This is a genomic window from Enterobacter sp. JMULE2 (assembly GCF_013337145.1).
Taxonomy (GTDB): domain Bacteria; phylum Pseudomonadota; class Gammaproteobacteria; order Enterobacterales; family Enterobacteriaceae; genus Enterobacter; species Enterobacter mori.
Window position 1 is genome coordinate 20,870 of record NZ_SGWD01000018.1, and the last position, 20,370, is coordinate 41,239.

A 20,370-nucleotide genomic window follows, 5' to 3' on the forward strand; every position below is an offset into this window, starting at 1 on the left:
CCTTGTAGATCAAAATTGCAGGGGATATAGGCAGAAAGGATCGCTGTTTAGACGAGGTGCTAGTTGAAAAAAACCGCCCATTCAGGCGGTTACCATTACTTCTGGCTCGCCAGTTCAGGAATTTCGATGATGAACTCGGAAGTCCCTGTTTTGCCAGACTCTGCCGGATAAATTGGAAACGTTCGGGCATCACCCAGCCCCAGATCAAGCACCAGTTCTTTGCTCTCTCCTGGCATGGCCGCAGTTCCGTTGAGGTTAATGCCATACTGAGCATCACGTCTGACGGTTAAAATCGCATTTTGAACGCCGGTTGCCAGCTGGCCATCTTTGCGCCGAAGCGAACCTGTATTCAGAACGGCAAGCGGAATGTCTGTTGAGGTTTTCAGGCTGGAATTGACGGCCAGAGTGCGCAGGTTGTCGAGACGCACCAGGTTATTTGGTAGGTATCCGAATTCAGCTTCATAATCCTTTGCGTTGTTCATCTCATCGGTAGCCGTCATCGTCAGCCGGTAAGTCTCACCTTCGTTAAGTGAAGGGAAAATTCGCGGGTAATTCAATGAATACACGTTATTCCCAAGACTTGCCCAGGACAGTTCAACAAAATCGCTGGTGGGACCACCTCGCATGACAATCCTGCTGATCTTTGGCGTCGTGAGTGCATCACTAAGATTGATGCGCAGGTTTTCCAGCCCCATGACTGTTACGTTCTTATCTACTGGCTTACCTTCGTAGCTCACATTAACCACGGGAGGGGTGCGATCCACGATAAATTGCCTGAATGGCAAAGAACTTGCGTTGGCATAGGTATCCACCGCGTTAATGATCAGGTTATAGCTTCCCTCCGGAATAGATTTCATGTCGAACCGGAAAGTGTTATTACCTGTCGAGACATTTCGGGAGATCTGGGTACCGGTAAGTATTTCTTTGTCTGCCTGGTTCTTGTCACTCAGCCAGACCTTTTTGGCCTTAACCCTGTCGAAATAGCTCCCGTCACCAGGTATGTTGACATAGGCCTCCAGCAGGCTGGTTTTGTCGGTGTACTCGTACCCTGTAACCGTAGTTTTCAGGGCATGCCAGGAGATGTTCTCCCATGCCGGAGTATTGAAAGTCGTTTCCTGAGCGGCTCTGATAGCAAATCCGTCGTGCATGTAGCCAGATGTATTAGGTGCAAGCGTTCGAGAAAGGTTCACAGTACAGGACGTAGCTCCTGCCGGGATATTACAGTTCGTCACGTTAGAGATAAACTGTGCGTAAGGACGGGCTTCGACCGTAAAACGAATTGCTTTGAACTCGATAGGTAGGTCCGCTGCCGTAAACATACTCCAGTTAAAACTGTCAATCCATGTCCCGTCTGCTTTCTGACGTTCAATCTTTTTTCCTGCCCAGGCTGGTGATTTCACTGATGCCGGGTCCCAGCTGAGCTGATTGCCTATATAAGTTAAGTCTCCGCCGCCCCATTGGTAGGTGTTATCCGGGCGGAAAAAGTTACCATCGAGCGTACCCTGGGGTAGTTTTGCTTCCAGATAGATGTAGGCAGTGTCACTGGCGATAATGGTATTGCCGCCGTAGGTATTAACTACCGAAAGTCCGCCGTTTCGGTATTCCTTCCAGTTTGTTCTTGGAATACGGAGCACAACGCGATAGGGATTTTCCAGAACGGAAAGACCCGCTTTGTAAGGTACATATCCGCTGGATATACCGGGTACGTTACTGGTGGCTGAGCGGGAGTCATGCACAGCAAAAGCCGTAATCTCGCCCAGCTGATCGTCATATTTAAACGACTGAGGCGGGACAGTTCTGATATTTCCTGCTTTGTCACTAATAAAGACGTTGAAGGTGAAAGTTTCATTGAGATCGCTTGTGGGCATCGTTTTCGCTGAAGCCATGTCTTTAGCCCAGGTATAGAAGGCTCTATCCTTGGCAGGATCGTAACTCATGGGCTGGTCTGACACGATTGTTCCGTCGGCACGCTTTATAACCAATCTCACCGACTCGATGTCATTTGCATCTGTGACGCCGTCAAGGAAGATATCATATTGACCAGCACCTGCACGTCCAAGCTCCCAGAGAGAGCCATTAAGCACCATGCCATAACCGGCGTCCTGCCGGGGATAAAACGACGTATATGCAGGCTTGGTGACATCAATCTTCACCTTATAGGTGGCTGAACTTACCACCACTTGGTGGATGTCCAGAGTCTCATCCACGATGGTATAGCCGCCTTCACCCAAAGCAGGCAGAACCATGTTTTTTCCGTAATATTCGCTACCGTCTGCCGCAGTGACGCGGTCTGCCACGCCAACTAATGACGTCATCGCCGAATACATGACACTCTGATCGCTGTCGCGGGTGATTTTGATTCGTTCATAGCGGTCAAGCCCGGAGATCAGGTTAAGCGTTAAGGTGCCTGCCGGATTGAGGTAGGTCAGCGAGACAGGCTTAACACTACGGTCTGCCTGGTTGGTGTCTTTGAAGGAGAAACTAAAGACCTGTGCATTCGCCGCACAGGATGTGGCTAGCGCCGTAACTAACATACAGGCCAAGGTCGTTTTACGCATGGTTTACTCCCGGAATAAAGTTTTTCCTATGTTAGCGATTAACGGCGGGCTGATTTGGCAGTAAAAGCAGGAATTTCAATGCGGTTTCAAGCGGAGAAAAAGTAACTTTTGGTGGTAAGTGACCGGGTATGGGGGAAAAGCGCGCCATCGGTCAGTGATGACGCGCTGTTGTGATCAGATTACATCCAGATCGTTGTTGCCATCAACTTCATGGCACTGCGGAGATTCCCCTTTTAGTTGCACGTCTGGCACTTTTTTTCGACTGGGACCGTTACGCTCAAACGTGTCCATGATAAAGGGAACTTCCCCCTCATCCCCCGGCTTCTGCACTTCTAAATTGAGGCTCTCATTTTGGGTCATTGTCTCTCCATTTGGGTCATTGTCTCTCCAGAGGTTATTGGCGTTCGACATAAAGTACACGTACAGAAATTGCGGTATCGTCAAATTGCTTATGAAAAATCTCCCCCCACTGCATAAAGAAGTCATTGGCAGGTAAAAGCTCAAGATTCACAAGAGATAGCGGCAACACTGCGGCCAGACGTCCGCCGGATTCAAGATGTCCAGCAGCTGCTGAAAGATGGAGCTGTGCCCGCTTATCTGCATACGGTGGGTTAAGTGCCACGCAACTGAATTTGCGGCCCGGGTTTTTACTTGACCATGCAAGGAAGTCGTCTTCAATCACGTTCTCATAGCCCTTTGCCCGCAGAACCGCGCAGTTCAGAGCATCGAGCTCAATGCAGACAGTACTCACTGTCGTAGAAACTGCCTGAAGCAAACCACCCTGACCAGCGCTTGGCTCAAGAATTGAATCGTCCTCTCCGGGGCTTAGTAACGACTCAACATACTCGCTGATTGAGCGTGAGGAGGGATAAAACTGATGAGAGACAACGTCAGGAACGTAACCCATTTGAGCGACATAACGTAACGGCTCTTTTGGGTCGTAATCAAACTCAGCGGTGAATTTGTCCAGTCTCGCCCCCATGAAGCGGAGAACATCAGATACGGTTTTCTGGCTTAGATTGTCAGCTGATGATGAATGTGACAGCCAGATAGACCAGACGGCTTTATCTTCCCGGTATCTCTGCTCCACTTTGAGATCACCGATGAGCATTCGGGAATGAAAATCGATGCACTTCTTTAAGGCTGGAAAGGATTTAACTGTTTTGCTGGAATGCGCTGAGCGTTCGGCCGGAAGTGCCAGCGGGACGTACGCCGCCAGAATGTTGTTGAGCTTCTCCGCGATGTCAGGATGTACCTCAATATGCAAAGAACCGTTTTTATACAGGCGAAAACGAAGGCTATTACCGTCGAGAGTGGCCCACTGACCGAACCCCTCGCGTTCCAGTGCCAGTTCCACCATCTTTTTGGTGTCATGGACGGGCATCAATTTTTCACCTCTGAAGAAAGCGCAAACTACCCGAAGCTCGGAAAGTGGTTCGATTCCGGATTTTTTAATATCGGTGACGATATTACCGGATGGGTATCTGTCCCGGGTGCAGGCGCCGGTTGTGATCATCCGCGTTGAAAACCCGAATGATTTGTTCGTTTTGTGATTGGTGCTGAGCGATTTGAATACTCCGTAAACTCGCTCATGCATGAACTGATTACGGTCATTCAGCAGGCTGACAACGGTACTGGTCACAGCTTCAAGCGAAAATTCTGGGATAACCTGCGGAGGGCTAATGTGACGGTCAGCAGTGAACTGTTTGTCCCAGGCGTTTCTGGTTTCGGTATTCATGACGGATAAAACGTCTGTTAGTGCCATGACACGTTTCCAGTAATCTGAACGAAGAGCGTTTTCGGCAAAGAGAGCATCTTTGTCGGTGATCTGGTGGTTGTAGCCTGAAAGATAGCTATAAAAGTTACGTGTTTTGCCAAGCGAAAACAGCGCTGTCAGGCTTTTCAGTTCGATAAGGTCATCATTGTACTCCTTGACCAGGGACGCAATGATATTGAGCTCTTCACGCATTTCAGGAAGTGAGTCTGGCGTTTCCGCAATGGACTGAAGAGACAGACCTGTTGCATGGGGTCTGGAGGGGATGAGTGCAAGAGAGTTCATTATGCTGCCTGATTTGTAATGGAATAAAGCCAGGTTAGCAAATTGATAAAAATCTCTAATAACCAAGGTGAAAAAAAGGCCCCATAACGGGGCCAACACACAGCTTCTGGACAGGACTTATCGAGGTACAACAAATAACCTTGCTACAGGTTGGGGTATAAGTTACTCAGTATCGGAACCATTGTTCTGATCATTGGCTGAATCATCATTTCCGGAATCTGATCCGCCATTTAATTTAGCCTGACGCTTTTCTGCACGCCGCAGCGCTTTGTTTTCAGACGCGGAGATTTCGCTGGCCAGAGAACGGAGCAGCTCAATAGTACTACGGTTCAAGGTCACCGGGATTTCCACATCAACACTGGAATCAGTGATTTCAGGCAGCTCAATGTTGTTCAGTTTCTGCAACAGCTGATCGTTAATCACTTTCACACCTTCCACTACACGCGTAGCGAGAACCGGTGGAATGCGAGGGGCTTTGAAGTCGGACGGACGAAGGCGAACCTGGCCCTGGCGGGTCTTGCGGACAACAACACCTTTGGAAGAGGCTTCTTCAAGCTCGGCGATTAACTTTTCGATTCGCGAGATGGCTTCGGTTTCACCGAACTGGTCCAGCAGGTCGAGGACAGCAACGTAAGAGATGGCATCGGCGTGAATTAGCTTCTTCAGATACACAGGGATAGAAGTCAGACGGATGAGTGCTTTGATTGCTGTTGCACTTTTCCCTTCACGCTGGGCAATGCGTTCCAGTGACCATCCACCCATATCATACAAGCGACGGTATGACTCACCGAGAGCAACTGGTGATAGTGCCATTCCCCGATTGCCGTCGACTGTAGCCAATTCGCAACCAATCTCATCCTCTTTGATTTCAGTAGCACGGATCGTGATGTCATGACCCTCTGCCAGAGCGCCCTGTGCGGCCAGTAAACGGCAGTGGCCCTGTCGAACAAATGGGGTGCCATCGATAATGCGAATACGAATCGGGTCAACATAATCACCGCGAATGAAAGCAGCTTTGATGTTAGCGATATGTTCAGCAACTTCCGGCAGCAGGTAGTAGTCCATGCCCATTCCCATTTCACGGGAGTTAAACCCTGGGGTGATCTGGATAACTCCAGGATGAAGGGCATAAGCTTTCAGCTCAGAAACCTCTGAGCACAGATCAATGTTCATATCACGAAATTGCTTAAGTCCCGAGATGACACGGCCTGTCCCGGTTGTGTTCTGACACGCAACCATAGGTAGTTGGGAGGTGGAAGAATTGGCAGGTTTAACTTCTGTCATAAGGTCACTCATAGTAACTCCGGCGATGATTTGGTGGGGTTTGATATGAGGCGATGGTACATAAAAAATGTGAAATGCAAGTTTGGATAAAAGGGGGTTTTGGTGGTTATTACAGATTTACAAAAAAAAAGTTACTTTATGATGACACCTGCGGCAAAAAAAAGAGTTTTAAATCAATAGAGTAAGTAACATGGTGTAAGAAGTGTAAATTTTGTAAAGACCTGAGAAAAAACAAAATTAACTTTTGGTCGTGAAGTTCACCGGAATTTGTCCTCGTAGCATATTAGCTATCTCATTGGTTTCGTTATGATTGAGCTATGACTCATACTTATATGCGGAGAAATAGGTGAACCAGAGACTGCATCAACCTGTGTTGAAGTGGGCTGGGGGGAAAACAAAACTCATGCCCTTCATACGTACACATTTCCCGCGAGATGAACAACGGCGATGGGTCGAGCCTTTCATTGGAGCCGGGTCAGTTTTTCTGAATATGTTTGCGACAGATGCCCTGTTGTCAGACAGCAATCCGGATCTGATTAACTTTTACCGCTGCGTCAGGGAAAGAAAAGCTGAATTTCTCTCTCAGGTGAAACGACTTGCAGAGCGCACCTTTACAGAGCCGGATTATTACGCTTTGCGCACGGAATTAAACGCCTCATCAGACAGTCTACGAAGAGCCGTTCTTTTCTTTGCACTCAACCGGCTCGGATTCAACGGCCTGTGCCGCTACAATCTGGCCCGAGAGTACTCGGTACCATGGGGACACAGGTCTGGATTCAAAGTGAATGCAGCCAAAGTTGATTACCTCGCATTTCGGCTGTCCGGAATTGAATTGAAGCAGTGTGATTTTGAAGATGCGCTGGTTGATGCGGGTAATCAGGACCAGATTTACTGCGACCCACCGTATGACAAGATTACTAAAAGCAGCTTTGTTTCGTACGACGGGAAACCCTTTGACCAGGCAGCTCATATACGGCTGGCTGACCGGCTGGTTACCGCGTTCCAGAACGGAGCCCAGGTTGCTGTCTCGAACAGTGATACGCCCTTCACCAGAGAGTTGTATGAGGAACGTGGATTTAAGCTCCATAAGCTGAGTGTGTACCGGTCAATCAGTTCTCACAAGGAAACCCGACAGAAAGCAGATGAAATCTTAGCCGTGCTCGAATAGGCCAACATTACCGTAGCTGCCAGGCCAATCCGCTATTAATAGGTCAGGCAGCTGCGCACGACATCTCTTCGATAGTCAGCACATCACAAAATGTGCGCTGTGCATAGGGGATGATCTCCAGCTCTTCAATTACACGTGAATCCCCTCTTCCATCACTCACAAAGCTGATCAGTCCAATCTCAGCCAGAAAGACAAGAGAAGGCATGATGCGGACTTTTTCGAACCCCGGGTGCATGCATTTTGTAAGCTCGCATACCCGGTGAGTGCTTCTGTTCGATTGAAGTAAATAGCTATAAAGTGGAAAAAGGATGGCCCTGCGATTTAAGAGACGTTCGGTAAGGTGTATTTGAATTAGCTCACCGGTAACGTCAAGGAGTGGTAGAATGCGAACAGGGAAAGTCAGTGTGTACGTATCAGAAACTTTGGAATAGGAAAATGCCGACAGGAAACTAAATGAATAGCGCTTTCTGGAATATGGTGAATATTCAGTGAGGGTTGTAGAAAGGCAAGTCAATAGTTCTTCAAGATGGCTGTGCGTAATAGAACCCATCCTTTTACTGCTTCGCATAGAACTGTAGTCTGAAAATGCTAACCGTGACCTGCTTAGCCATTCATTAGACTTGATGTTAATTTCGAAGCTAACGTCATCATGAAGAATGTGCGCATTTAAGCGGATCTGATTATGTGCATGCATCATCAGTTGTAAAAGTGGATAGCGACAGTTTGGGTTACCCTGAATTCCGGTCAAAGAGATGGCAGTAGTGGAAGCTATGGATTGTGAATCCGGCTCATCAATGGCTGTGGGAATAGTAATCTTTCGTTTAGATAACTTACCAGAATATCTTACCGATTTAGCAATAAATCCAAACGTGAGATCCTTATTCATAACTTTCTCCATTCATTTCGTTAGCCATCAATCATCAGTTAACACGCTCAACGTCACCAATCAGACTATGTCTTAACTCTATCCGTAAATGATATCTCATTGCTGAGTGGGAATTCCTGTTTAAAGGCTGGTGGAATTTAGATAATAAATAATCTGTTTTATTTAGATTATCAGTTTGAAGATAATTAGTTTTTCTCATTGAGCATAATTAAAGAATAAATAAAAACTGATTGGGGAAGGGAAAAAGCGGGTTAGATCAAGTGCGTAGCCTGGATAACCGTGAGTGAGTCGGCACGACAGTGCCAGCCAGACAGCATGCACTGTCAGGCTGGCGGAGCGTTTCTCGTCAGACGGCTAACTGAAATGACCGCATACGGGGTCGATTCGAACGAATAAAAGTGACGGAACTTTCCTGCTAAAGAGTAACTTTCACCTAGTTCAACAGCATTCTGACTTTTATCTGTGAAAGCAAATCCTCCAAGGCTCGTCATCCCGGTGTAGGTAAAAAATTTACATCCACTCGATTTAGAATAATGAGCCCTTATCTCCGTAAAGGAAATAATAACTTTGACAAGGTCGCCCTTCTTATACCGGCTGTTAGAATGTTCATCAGACAGAGGTATAGTTGGGGTCGCAGGCGTAACCACTTTAACAATTGCAGGTTCTTCAACATATTGATTAAAAGATGAATTAAAGCTATCCAATTGCTTCGTCGTAAGGAAAAGCCCAGCATCAATCTGGCGTTTCAATCCAACAGCGAAATTCGATTCATCCCCATAAAGTAACTTTAACGCCCCCGAATTTGACTGCTTCCAGTGGTCAAAATCAGGGCACTTCCAAAATGCAGGAATTTCATCAAAAATGCTCAGGCTCTCCATTTTAATCAACCGTTCAATTTCAGGAGTTCGAATGCCGGAACCATTGCATGTAATGCAATTCCCGACATGCCGTTGCTGCCCAAGACAATCCGGACACTCACGTGCAATCAGGGCATAAAACTCCCCTTCTTTTTCGAACACCTTTAATGAAGAGGGAATTAAATAATAGTCATTGGTGAAAAAATATTCTTTCACTTTTCTAGATTCTCCAGACGTTTATTCACTACAGAAAGTGACTTGTAAATAACTTCAACAAACTCCTCATGACCACCATCACAATGATCAAAACGATGACCTGCATTAATCAGTTCAATATTACGTTCTAGAGCCTCTTTCGTAATAAACAGAGACTTCTGGGTTTCAATTACAGAGAATTTTCGAGCTTTAGCCATTGCATCCACCATTTGTTAGTTATTCGTAAGCAGCATATTTCGAATTTCATTTAACTCCGCTACCTTGGCGCTGGGAATGACAATCACAGTCGAATCATCATTTAAAACAGCCAATAAAATTTTTAGTTTGTTTTCATTTAGCCGTAGATTAATTATTTCACCTTCATCATGTAAATCCTTGCAATTTAAATCAGAAAACAGTGACTTATGTTGCTTACTGATTTTTAATTCTGTCACGCAATCATTATTAGTGACGGTAGGAGATAGGTCAGTAGTCAGAGTTAGAAATTCTGACTTCAAGCGTTCTGCCTTTTTTTGTGAAAGGCGCTTAATCCCAAGAGATGACCGAGTTACCGCCTTCTTGGCCCCTTCCCGACCAATCTTACTGCTTTTGATTTCACTGTCACCGCTACATTCGGACTTACCTTTATCAGGATCGTCACTACCGTTATCCGTGTCGAGAGCTGGTTTTGAGTTTGAGCCTGTCTGTACCGGCAAATTAAGATGTGATTTCAAATGTGAGACAACTTTTTCATGGTCATTTGAATACCTGAGCATAATTTCAATGGCGAGTGTCTTTTTCATCTCCCCCATGCTGATCAAGCGTTGCAGTTCGACGGGCATCTCAAGGATTTTGAGCATATTGCGAATCGCGGTTGTTGAACGTTGATAGCGCTGGGCCAGTGATTCTACGGAATACCCAAGGGCCACAGCTTGTGAAAGAGCATGAGCCTGACCAACAGGGTTGAGTCCATTACTACGATTGCCATCTATGTTTTCAAGATACTCTTCGATCTCGTTGTCATAGGTGAGTAGTACGACTGAGATGCTCGGAATATCAGCACCCTCAACGATAGCAAGTCTAAGGGCAAGCGTTCTGCAATGGCCCTGACGTACAACATACCGCCCCTCTTTAAGCACAACTTTAATCAGATCGACGCGTCGGCCCTCTTTGTAAGCTTGTTTGATTGAGGTAATTGTTGATTTTACCGGTTCCAGCTCATAGCAAAGTTTGCCAATGACCGCTTCGCGTGGGTTAAAGCCATTTTCCACTACCAGGGACAATGGATCGACCTCGACAATTTTGTACTCGTCTTTGTTCATGAGGATCTCCTTTTTTTTCAGCATACACGTTCGCGTTCCTTACCTAATAACCCCTGTACACCGAACGTTAAATGAAATGGGCTCACCTCCATAAAGTAACTTTTTTCGCTCAGATTAAGGTGTACAGAATGCGGGATGCTATGCAGTAAAAATGAGGGGGTTTAATGAAATCACTCTGGTAATTAAAAAAGTATCATTCAAATGCAAGAGACTCTACCCAAACCCAACTAGCGGAGTGTTTATGGAACTGACGTTGAAACACGGTATTAATACCGAGAAAAATGTATTTGAAAAATTCATTCAATCAAAAGCCGGGAAAGTTGCGTTATGCCTTATTCTCACGCTTTGTATTTGCTCGTTATCTTATGCAGGCTCAGATGATGGTGCTCTGGGTGATGTCTGGTCGTATATGAGTGAAAGTATGACCGGTGCTCCAGGTAAGATTATGGCAGCGGCAATGCTGTTCTCAGCATTCTACTTCTCTATCATCAAACCAAACCCAGGTATTGCCCTGGTATCAGCATTCATGATGCTGGTAATGGCGAATGGGGAAAAAATTATCAGCACATTTATGGATGCGGGTATCGCCGTTTAAGAAAACCATTCATTGCGATGAGGGGGATCCCCCCCTCTTTGGAAAAATATGTCTGAGCAACAAAGTATCCCGAAACACACGTACCGGTTTCCGTACCGAGTAAATATGCCTCTGTTAATTCTCTTCTGGGATGCAAAGAAACTGGGGGTGGCCTTTCTGTTATTGGCGATTGGAAATATTTTCGAGTGTTTCACTCTCGCAACGTGTCTGGCTGTCGTTTACTGGATAGCTTACAACAAAGCGGCAGAACTTGGGGTCAGAGGCGTGCTCAGACATAAAATGTGGTGGATGGGATTTTTCCCGGGGAAATCGGTATTCAATAGTCGATATTTCACAGACCCATTTATCAGAAATCTTTATTCCTAAGGAGTCTGTTTTGGATATTTTAAAAAGTATAAAGACTGCTCTTGGGTCTACTTCAAACAAAAAAGAAGAAAGTGAAAAAGATAATAAAGAAAAGAAACCTGTTTTTCGTGGCCGTTTTTTTGACACCAAAAAGAATTTTAGCCCGCAAGCGCAAAAATCAGGAGCGGGCATTGCATACAGTGAATTGATTACCAGAAGCAGCAGAATTGTCACGACAAATCAATTATGTGTTGGGATTATCGGGATACTTGTGGTGAAAATCGCATTTCTGTCAAATCCTGTAACGATAGTAACGCCTCCAAACATGACTGAAGAAGTAACTTTGGTGGGTAATAAGGCCTCCGAATCCTACAAAACACAGTGGGCGATGTTTTACAGCACGATGCTTGGGAATATCAACCCTAAAAACATCCAGTTCGTTATGAATTATATACTGGACTCTTTGTCACCTGAATTACAGGCGAAGACGGGAGAGGCGCTTGAAAGCCAAATCAGCATTATGCAAGCCAGGGGCGTAGATCAGACCTTCAGAGCCAATGACATCTATTTTGATCCCAAAAATGACATGGTTTATGTCTGGGGCACGAAAACTACAACGCTTTTGAATGTACCGGACAAGTCGGAATCGTCGAAATGGACGTTTGAATGGGTGATCGGTATGAAAAACGGTCGTCCGCGTATTGCTCACGTAAACCAGTACGCTGGTACGCCAAACATCAAAAAAATCACTGTTAATGGCAAAGAGCAATTGGCAACACTGGATAACCCGCCTCCGTCTACAGGTAAATAGTCATGAAATTAACCAAAATATCGAAGTTTAGTTCTTTGGCCATGGCGGTATTGCTGGCTTCTACCTACTCAGCGAAGGCAGAGGAATACAAACTGCCTGCAACACTTAACAATCCTGTCGTAATGCCTGTTGGTGCTGATGAATTTAAAAACGCATTAACTGAATCAATAGCCCCAAAAACTCAGCCAGCAGCACAGCCAAAGCCGACAACCGATCTCCCAACAGTGACATTGTCCAATGAAAGTAAAAGCTCTCCAGCGGTAACTGCTATTACCAATGCCCTTGAGAAAAACCCGAGCCTTCCGGGTTACACGGCGCAGCAACAATCAGGCCAATTTGATTCCTATGGCCGTGCTGCAAAAGGTGATGCCCAGCAAAATGCCCAGAGTACAGGTGGAGGGTCTAAAGCTGATGCGTTGTATGTGGAAGCCCGAAATCGATATAAGGAAGTACAGCGGGTAAACGTACCCCCTGGTGGAAATATTGTTCTGCCGGTATCGCGCGGTCTTCAGAACAGAATTTCAACTTCCTTTAAGAATGCGTCTGTTAGTACATCTACCTCCGAAGCAGATGCCAATATATTTGTAAATGGTGGGGACGTATTCATTTCCACTAATACTGACAAACCTATTGGCATCATGCTTTCAGAAGACTCTGTACCGGAGTCGACCTACAACTTAACGTTGGTTCCTCTGGATGTTCCTGGCGCGATGATTTCCGTCACGACCGCGTTAAGTCCTAACATGAAGGAAAAGCGTGAAACATCGCTTGACCAGCAGCAATACGCGGAAATGCTGGAAAAATCCCAGCAGAAAGAAATGCAGCCAAGTGATCCAAAACAAGATGATCATAAGCAGCGGGTCATTGATATTCTGACGCCGGTTGCACTTGGAGAAGTGCCGTCAGGATTTAGTCTTCAGCAAGAAAGACTCTCACGTATCCCTGCATCAGAGCAGTCTCCTTGCCATTTCAATATGTATGCCAAATTAGGCCAGCGGCTTGTTGGTGCACGTGAATTGATTGATGTAATTCTCGTGAAGAATGACCAGCCCTATAGTCAGGTAGTCCCGGATCAGCAGTGTGTTACCGAGGGGGTCATTGCGAGCGCTATCTTCGACAAAGCCTTTTTACAGCCAGGAGAAGAGACTGAACTCTATATTGTCCGCGATAAGCTTTTCAAGGAACGTGAATCTCGGGTAACGACACGGCCAAGCCTAATTAAGAGATAGGGATGAGAAAAGTACCTTTTTTGATGGTTATTCTCTTCATATCTTTCGGCGGTGCTGTTTATTGGTGTACAAGGCTTTATTACGTAAGCACATATATTCCAAAGGGTTCTGTGACAATTATACCCAGTGAGTATTGGCATGAAGACCCAGCAACTTTTACAAATAACAAGCCAACGGTCGTACTAAATGACCCGACACTTGAAAGTAAATTTGTTGGAAGCCCGACATCTAATAACCGATTGGCCGGAAGGGATCTGGAAATCAAAGATCATGATGATGAAAAAAGTAACGTTCATCGAGACACTAATTTTGAAACAGTTCCTGTTGAAAGTAATCGCATCCAGGATTCCTGGGTGAAAGCTGGGACACCATATGTAGTCCCACAAATGTCAAAAGCAGAACGAAGTATCAAAATCAAACGATTATTGCCACCAGAAAGCGGAGCGGGACATGGAAATAAATAAGGCATGGGAAAATAAAACAGTCCGTTACTGCACGATGGGTGTGGTAATAGTAATTTTGATTTATATCATCAGCCAGTCAATTTTCAGTGCACCTGAAAAGAAGCAGCCAAGGACGCAAAAGAAAGACCTTGTTACTAATATGCTTATCGATGATACCCAAGCGGATAAGCTCAGCAGTGATGAAAGCAAAAAAATTTACGACGAAATGATTAAGCAAAACCGTCTTGATCAGAATGAAGCAAAGAATGATCGGGAAAAAGCTGAAAAGGCCCAGCAAGAAACAAAAATGCAGGTGGCGGCATTGCAGGCCCAGTTACAGCAAGTCACGCAGCAGCTCAGTGATATGCAAAATAACAGGGGTAACAATAACCGCAATCTTGACTCTGGCTCTGCCAGGGGGACACAACAACTTGTGAATGAGCAAGCCCCTGCCCCATACCAGTTAAATAATAACTCCCCTGTTAACAATCGATATTCCGGGAGTGGGATTATAGAGCCAACTCGAAATAGCCCAATGCGTACTATTACCCAGCATTCTATTAAGACCAGTGGTAATGATGGCGTGATTCAGGTTACTCCCGTATCCGAGACTCGAATTCGGGAAGGTAAAGTCGACAATAGCACTTCAAGCGCTTCAAAAAGAGGCTCAACAACTGATGGTACAAACCCAATCGACAGTAAGGCGAGACACGCAGCAAGGAAAGATGAGCAGTTCCTTCCTGCTACCTCAATCATCACGGGAGTGCTGATTAATGGGCTGGAGGCACCAACCAGCCTTTCTTCAAAAGCCGAGCCCATGCCGGTGACTATGCGAATTAAGAAAGACATCATCATGCCGAATAACTACACCATGGATTTACGTGACTGTAATCTGATGGGATCGGCAGTAGGTGATCTTGCCTCTCAGCGAGCATATATCCGTGCAACATCAATATCCTGTGTTAACTCCAAAGGGAAAGCGTTTGACGTCAAGCTTGAGGCATATGCGGTCAGTGAAAATGACGGTAAGAACGGGATTCGCGGAACGCTTATTAGTCGCAATGGTAATGCGATTGCAGGTTCTGCATTTGCGGGTGGTTTGTCAGCGTTAGCAGGAAGTCTTAGCCCAAGTAAGGTTTCTTCACTAAATATTGACCCTAATTCACAGGCTCAATATCAGACGCCAAATTTTGGTGCTCTGGGAGCTCTGGCAGGGTCTGGTGCCGCAACTGGAGGGCTGAATCGGCTTGTTGACTACTACACGTCGCTTGCTGAGCAGCAGTGGCCAATTGTGGAAGTGAGTCCAGGCCGTGCTATTACCTTCATTGTACAAACCGGTGCAACGATCCCTACAAATCTAGTCAGTCGTTGAGGCATTCCATGAGCGAAGAACATAAAAAAGAAGTGCCCGAAATTAGCGTAGCCGACAAGGAAGTAAGAATCAGCGGAGTAAAAATCCCTAAAAAAGTAGCTTTTGAAATTGATGTCGAGAAGACACTTCGACGCGTACTTTTGTTATGCCTCGTGCTTGCTATTGGGATTTATGCCTATAAAGGCATAAAGAGCCTCGATCTTTCCTCTGTTTTTGAGGCATCACCCAAAATCGCGGTGCTGGACTTACCTGGTCTTAAAAAGGAGTTTTTCACAGCTACCAGGAATACGGATAACAGCAATAATGCGAATACTGAGTTTACTAAGTATTTTACGAAGTTGATGCGGTATTACCGAAATGCAGGTTATTTGGTTATTGATTATTCATTAACCTACTCAATTCCTAATACGGTGAAAATCGTTACTTATATTGACGACGAAGCTCTGAATCAGGGCGTAACATCAATTGATGCTTCCACTCATGATGAAATTGAGGCGACACATTGAAAAAGTTACTTCTATCTTTGGCTCTGACATCAGTTTTAGTCTCACCATTTGCAGTACAGGCAGCGGACGGTATCTTCAATAACACTGATGCTCAGGCTCTGATGTCTAAAGCCAAAGAAGGTGGTGTTACGCCTGATTTAAATAAAATGCTGTCTAAGATGAATAGTTATAAGCCGCGTGACGCAATTTATATTCCGACAGGCGGTCTCTATTTATTTGAAGATGAACGTTCTCAATTAATGGCTGTTACTACAGATGGGCGCTATTCAATTACTGGTGGCAGTCTTCTCGACGTGGTCAAGAGAGCACCAGTTTTGACTGTGGATGAAGTGCGGAAAAGCTATTTCATTAAACTTAGTGATGCGCCATTTCAACTGGACACTGTAGCGTCAATTCCACTTGGAAACCCAAATATTGCCAGACAAGCCGCACTGTTTATCACTCTCGACTGTGACGGTTGTCAGGAACTGGTAAAGTACTTTTACGACAACCGTGAAAAATATCGCGTTGATCTCGTTTTAATCCCCTCCCCCGGTGAGCCGAAGGAAGAATTGCGCCAATTGTGGTGCAGTAAAGAAAAAGGAAAGATTAATAACCTTGATATTTTACGCTGGGTAATGGGCAATAAAACTGGTGTTGATAAGCGTTTGATATCCAAAAAAGAGGCATTGCAGTGCGATGCACAACCTTTGGTGGCTTCGCTAATGCTGGCCGGTATATACAAATTACAAGGAGTTCCGTCTGTAGTTCGTGAAGATGGATTAGCCGGAAATGGCGTACCTAAGGATTTTGACGCCTGGTTAAAGCAGTCGATCACTCCCCTTCTAAAAAACCCTTTTGAGACAAAATAAGGCCACGGTATGAACTTTAAAAAATCACTATTTGCGCTTCTTGTCGTTGGTTCTTCATCTTATCTTACCGGTTGCATCGGCAATTCTGAATCGGAATGTCCTGGAGTCGAAAAAGGCGTCATCTGTAAGGGTCCTCGCGAAGTTATGGAATTGACCAATAATCGTGATGATCTTTTTGGTGATGGGGAGGAAACTGCTGCGGGAAAGGAGAATGGCAATGCCAATGATGGCAAATATCCTACAGAAATTACGCCGCCGGGAGAGATTAAATATCCCAAATCACCAGTACTGATGAATCAGCCTGTAACGTACACAAAGACCACATTGACCCCTGCTGGGCAGTTGCCAGTAATGTACGACAAGAATTTGAAAAATGGTGCACCAACCACCACCATTTCTCCCCGTGCCATTACTGGTACACCTGTATCTGCATCTGCACAAAGCGGCTATTCATACGTAAGCGCTTCGCCATCTGCAAACCCTTTCAACCATCCGGCAGCTGAGATCGTCGATAAAACAACGCGGCCTTACCAGCCAGCTCCTGTACCTCGATACGTGGCACCAAACTCAGATATTGCGCCCGGGAGAGATTTGTACTCAAAAAATAATGGGCAGCCGGTCAATCCCAGCTTAAGTTCAGGCCAAATACAACAGTACAGAACTCAGGGCTACAAACAGGCTGTAGTCGCTCCTGAACCTCTCGCAGTACTTCAACAGGGCAAGGTAATGCGCATTACGTTTGCCCCGTATACAGATGACAATGATGCTCTCAATTTACCCGGATTTGTCTACGTTAACGTGAAACCACAAACATGGATTGCAGGGAAAAATTCCACTGCCAACCCAGCCAGAATAGTGCCCCTTGAGGTACAGGATGCGGCGCGAGAAAACATGCAGCAGCAGCAAAGAGCAACGCAAGCAGTTTCCCCGAATGGTGTGGTTAGACAACTCTGAGGACGAAAATGGAAGCGATTAAGAAATATAACGATGGCCTGGCTCGACACCAACTTGGGGCCTACGTACCCGTTTTCGACCAACTTATAGACACTAATTACTTTCTGATCGATGGTAATCGTCTGGGGTTTATGTTTATTTGTAACCCTTCGCCGGGTGTTTTTGACAATCAGCAGGATGTACTCGCTGAGCTGTTTAAAATGGATTTCCCAACTGACACCATTTGTCAGGTTTCCCTTAGCGCCCTACCCGACCTGACTTTGCAACTCAGCGCCTGGTCGTCAGTTCGTGGTGGTCGAATGACTGGGGAAGATAAGCTTAAAACCGACCTGCTCAATGCTTACCAACTGGATTACTTTGAAAGGAGTATGCATAAGCCGCTTAAACCGGATCACGATTCGCTTTCCCTTCGTGATTTCCAGGTTTGGATCTCATTCTCAATCCCTTTAAAGGGTGCATTGCCGACTGAATCGGAACAACGTCGCGTTGATTCATTGTACTCAGACTTGAAAAGCAAACTGCTGACTATGGGTATGCCTGGCCATAGTGCTAATGCAGAGAGCTGGCTTTATTGCATCGATAAGCTGATCAATCCTGGGCAAAGTTCCCGGTGGTCTGATGGAACCATTGAAGTGAATACGTTCCGACGGCTAAATGAGCAGCTGAATGTCCCTGGACGACGCTATAAAGTTTCAGAGGGGGATTTCTCATCTACTACTTTGAGTGATGATAAAACTGAACACCGCTATTTTAAGCAGCTCTCTGTGGTCAAATTCCCTGAGTACGTGAATTTTGGCTGTATGTACGAGCTGGTCGTAAATTGGCTCAATGGGCGGAAAACGGTCTTCAGTCCTTTCATGATCACCCAGACTGTACTTTTCACTGATCCTTTGAAGTTACAAAAGGAAAATGTTCGGTATAAAGCAATCACGAACAAGCAGGCCAGCATTCCTTCGGTTGTGACCTTTTGTCCACGTTTAAAAGACATGGATAACGATTACATGGCGGTGACTCGCGAACTGGAAGATGGGGCGAAACTTCTTCACAACTACCTTACGTTCACAGTAATGGGAAACAGTGCAGAAGAAGCAAGTGAAGCGGCTGACCAGATGCGTTCATTTTACTTAGAAAGCCGCGTGAATATTGCTGACGATTCATACATTGTATTCCCATCGCTAATGTCCTGTTTGCCGATGTGTAACGACCCCAAAACAATTCATGAGCTGGACCGTTTTGATGTCGTTAGTAACCTCGGAGCTGCCCATATGTCCCCGATATTTGGGCCATGGAAAGGTAATACCGACCGCCCTGTTCTGTCATTAGTCTCTCGTGAAGGCCAAATGATGGGCCTGGATATTTTCAAGACATCTGCAAGTTACAACATGGTCATTGGGGCCACATCTGGTGCCGGTAAATCGTTCTGGACTGCGTATCTGATTAACAATTATTTGGGTGCGGGGCCACGATGCAACAATCTGGTTCACTTCCGACAGGCGTATGAGCACCTTCGAAATAATGATTACAATGCCAATGATCCTGATGGTGCACAGGTTTTTGTCGTCGATGTAGGGCGTTCATACCAGGGTATTGCTGAACAGTACGGTAACAGCCAGTTTATTGATTTTGGCAAAAGCCCGGACTTTACGCTAAATCCATTCGCGTTTCTCACCGATATAGTGCAGGACGAGCGAGCGTTTGCCGATGCTCCTGAATACGGGGGAGAACAAACAGCGCAGGATGCCGAGAAGGACAAGGTATCCCAGACAATCATGGTTCTGAACCAGCTTAAAATAATGGCTTCAGAGAAAGGACAGATCGATGATTTTCAGCAGTCGGTCATGCTTCAGTTTATTGCCGAGGAGTACACCGAATCCCGCAAACTTGGGAAGTCAGGCTCAATTACTGGGTTTGCTAAGCGTTGTAGCGGTCATGCTGACCAGCGCATCAGGGATATCGGCGACCAATTGAAGGCCTGGTGTGATGGTGGGATATACGGTCACCGGTTCACAGAAAATCTGCCACCAATCAATTTTGATAGCCGTTTTGTAGTTCTGGAACTTGAGGAGCTCAAGGGAACACCACACCTGCAAACCGTGGTACTGATGTCAATTATCCAGGCTGCGCAACATGCCATGTTTATCAAAAAGGATGGCCGTCGCAGACTTTTCATCCTTGATGAGGCATGGGAATACATCCGCCCTGATGATTCGACCGGCGCTGGTAACAATGCAAACCAGTTCTTCTCTTCATTCCTTGAGGCCGCATGGCGCCGTTTCAGGAAGACGAACTGTGCAGGAATTTGTATTACTCAGTCGTTTGAGGACTACTTCTCATCTTCTGTTGGGCGTGCGCTTACTGCCAACTCTCCATGGAAGATCATCATGAAGCAGGAGAAGGAAAGTATTGAAGCGATGAAAGCTAAAAAGTACTTCTCTACTTCGGATGCTGAATATGAGCGAATGAAAAATATCCGGACAGTCAAAGGGTCATTCTCTGAGATGCTGGTTCGCTTTGAGAACTACCAGGAAATCTGCCGTCTTTATGTGGACAGGAAAATGGAGCTCTGTTTTACAACTGATTCCACAGATCGTAAAAAACTTTGGGATATTCAGGATAAATACAGTTGTAGCTATGGCGAAGCCATTGAAATTCTCTACGAGCAGGAAATGTCTAACATTGCTGCATAAGCAGTCTTTCATAGCGGGCAAATCAATATAGCGGCCATTCATGGCCGCTTTTTTGTCTTCCTTCCATTCACCGGCTTCAATGGTAGCGAACTTTCAGTTTGTAACCGAAACTATCGGCAAGCCCAATTTCACACCACTTTGATGAATGAATGTACCCTGCATGGTTGCACATTGTACACAGCATGATTGCAACGGGGAGCGTGCGATACTGATTTCTGGGTAATTACATTTAAAAAAGCCTGCTTGAT

The 20,370-nt window shown here is 45.7% G+C and carries 19 protein-coding genes; 11 read left to right on the forward strand and 8 right to left on the reverse strand.

Annotated features, from left to right (window positions below):
• Nucleotides 1-95: 95 nt before the first annotated feature.
• From EXW94_RS24765 to EXW94_RS24780, 4 genes are all read right to left on the reverse strand, one after another.
• Complete coding sequence (locus tag EXW94_RS24765; protein ID WP_174341266.1) at nt 96-2,558, reverse strand: Ig-like domain-containing protein; 2,463 nt, start codon at nt 2,556-2,558, stop codon at nt 96-98.
• A gap of 174 nt (nt 2,559-2,732) precedes the next feature.
• Entirely contained in the window at nt 2,733-2,918 is a 186-nt protein-coding gene (locus tag EXW94_RS24770; protein ID WP_174341267.1) for a hypothetical protein, read from the reverse strand.
• Between the two features lie 34 nt (nt 2,919-2,952).
• A complete protein-coding gene (locus EXW94_RS24775) occupies nt 2,953-4,716 on the reverse strand; it encodes a DUF4942 domain-containing protein (RefSeq protein ID WP_174341268.1) in 1,764 nt (587 codons plus the stop codon).
• A gap of 63 nt (nt 4,717-4,779) precedes the next feature.
• Nucleotides 4,780-5,913, reverse strand: coding sequence for a DNA-binding protein (locus tag EXW94_RS24780; protein WP_174341269.1), 1,134 nt, complete (start codon nt 5,911-5,913; stop codon nt 4,780-4,782).
• 334 nt (nt 5,914-6,247) lie between these two features.
• Here EXW94_RS24780 and EXW94_RS24785 point away from each other — a divergent pair, with 334 nt between their 5' ends.
• The gene (locus EXW94_RS24785; RefSeq protein WP_174341270.1) at nt 6,248-7,069 is read left to right on the forward strand and encodes a Dam family site-specific DNA-(adenine-N6)-methyltransferase; all 822 of its coding nucleotides are present in this window, start codon (nt 6,248-6,250) and stop codon (nt 7,067-7,069) included.
• A 43-nt stretch (nt 7,070-7,112) separates the two neighbouring features.
• Here EXW94_RS24785 and EXW94_RS24790 read toward each other — a convergent pair whose 3' ends face one another.
• The 4 genes from EXW94_RS24790 to EXW94_RS24805 all read right to left on the reverse strand — a co-directional run bounded on the left by EXW94_RS24790 (nt 7,113) and on the right by EXW94_RS24805 (nt 10,329).
• Nucleotides 7,113-7,955: a hypothetical protein gene (locus EXW94_RS24790; protein ID WP_174341271.1), complete on the reverse strand. Its 843-nt coding sequence runs from the start codon at nt 7,953-7,955 to the stop codon at nt 7,113-7,115.
• A 323-nt stretch (nt 7,956-8,278) separates the two neighbouring features.
• Nucleotides 8,279-9,028: a hypothetical protein gene (locus EXW94_RS24795; RefSeq protein ID WP_174341272.1), complete on the reverse strand. Its 750-nt coding sequence runs from the start codon at nt 9,026-9,028 to the stop codon at nt 8,279-8,281.
• The gene (locus tag EXW94_RS24800) at nt 9,025-9,225 is read right to left on the reverse strand and encodes a hypothetical protein (protein ID WP_174341273.1); all 201 of its coding nucleotides are present in this window, start codon (nt 9,223-9,225) and stop codon (nt 9,025-9,027) included. The genes EXW94_RS24795 and EXW94_RS24800 overlap by 4 nt, the downstream gene beginning before the upstream one ends.
• A gap of 15 nt (nt 9,226-9,240) precedes the next feature.
• A complete protein-coding gene (locus EXW94_RS24805) occupies nt 9,241-10,329 on the reverse strand; it encodes a hypothetical protein (protein ID WP_174341274.1) in 1,089 nt (362 codons plus the stop codon).
• Nucleotides 10,330-10,570: 241 nt separating this feature from the next.
• Between EXW94_RS24805 and EXW94_RS24810 the strand changes: the two genes are divergently transcribed.
• The 10 genes from EXW94_RS24810 to EXW94_RS24855 all read left to right on the forward strand — a co-directional run bounded on the left by EXW94_RS24810 (nt 10,571) and on the right by EXW94_RS24855 (nt 20,122).
• On the forward strand, nt 10,571-10,924 hold the full coding sequence (locus EXW94_RS24810; RefSeq protein ID WP_174341275.1) for a pili assembly chaperone: 354 nt from the start codon (nt 10,571-10,573) through the stop codon (nt 10,922-10,924).
• Nucleotides 10,925-10,972: 48 nt separating this feature from the next.
• Nucleotides 10,973-11,290, forward strand: coding sequence for a type IV conjugative transfer system protein TraL (locus EXW94_RS24815; RefSeq protein ID WP_174341276.1), 318 nt, complete (start codon nt 10,973-10,975; stop codon nt 11,288-11,290).
• 10 nt (nt 11,291-11,300) lie between these two features.
• Nucleotides 11,301-12,080: a TraE/TraK family type IV conjugative transfer system protein gene (locus tag EXW94_RS24820; RefSeq protein ID WP_174341277.1), complete on the forward strand. Its 780-nt coding sequence runs from the start codon at nt 11,301-11,303 to the stop codon at nt 12,078-12,080.
• Between the two features lie 2 nt (nt 12,081-12,082).
• Nucleotides 12,083-13,309, forward strand: a complete 1,227-nt coding sequence (locus EXW94_RS24825; protein WP_174341278.1) for a type-F conjugative transfer system secretin TraK — start codon at nt 12,083-12,085, stop codon at nt 13,307-13,309.
• A 2-nt stretch (nt 13,310-13,311) separates the two neighbouring features.
• Complete coding sequence (gene htdO / locus EXW94_RS24830; RefSeq protein ID WP_174341279.1) at nt 13,312-13,773, forward strand: plasmid transfer protein HtdO; 462 nt, start codon at nt 13,312-13,314, stop codon at nt 13,771-13,773.
• The gene (locus tag EXW94_RS24835) at nt 13,760-15,124 is read left to right on the forward strand and encodes a TraB/VirB10 family protein (RefSeq protein WP_174341280.1); all 1,365 of its coding nucleotides are present in this window, start codon (nt 13,760-13,762) and stop codon (nt 15,122-15,124) included. The genes htdO and EXW94_RS24835 overlap by 14 nt, the downstream gene beginning before the upstream one ends.
• A gap of 8 nt (nt 15,125-15,132) precedes the next feature.
• Nucleotides 15,133-15,630 (forward strand): transcriptional regulator, encoded by a 498-nt coding sequence (locus EXW94_RS24840; RefSeq protein WP_174341281.1) that lies wholly within the window; start codon nt 15,133-15,135, stop codon nt 15,628-15,630.
• Nucleotides 15,631-15,731: 101 nt separating this feature from the next.
• Nucleotides 15,732-16,481: a DsbC family protein gene (locus EXW94_RS24845; protein WP_217436582.1), complete on the forward strand. Its 750-nt coding sequence runs from the start codon at nt 15,732-15,734 to the stop codon at nt 16,479-16,481.
• A gap of 9 nt (nt 16,482-16,490) precedes the next feature.
• The gene (locus tag EXW94_RS24850; protein ID WP_174341283.1) at nt 16,491-17,435 is read left to right on the forward strand and encodes a TraV family lipoprotein; all 945 of its coding nucleotides are present in this window, start codon (nt 16,491-16,493) and stop codon (nt 17,433-17,435) included.
• An 8-nt stretch (nt 17,436-17,443) separates the two neighbouring features.
• Entirely contained in the window at nt 17,444-20,122 is a 2,679-nt protein-coding gene (locus EXW94_RS24855; protein ID WP_174341284.1) for a TraC family protein, read from the forward strand.
• Nucleotides 20,123-20,370 lie beyond the last annotated feature (248 nt).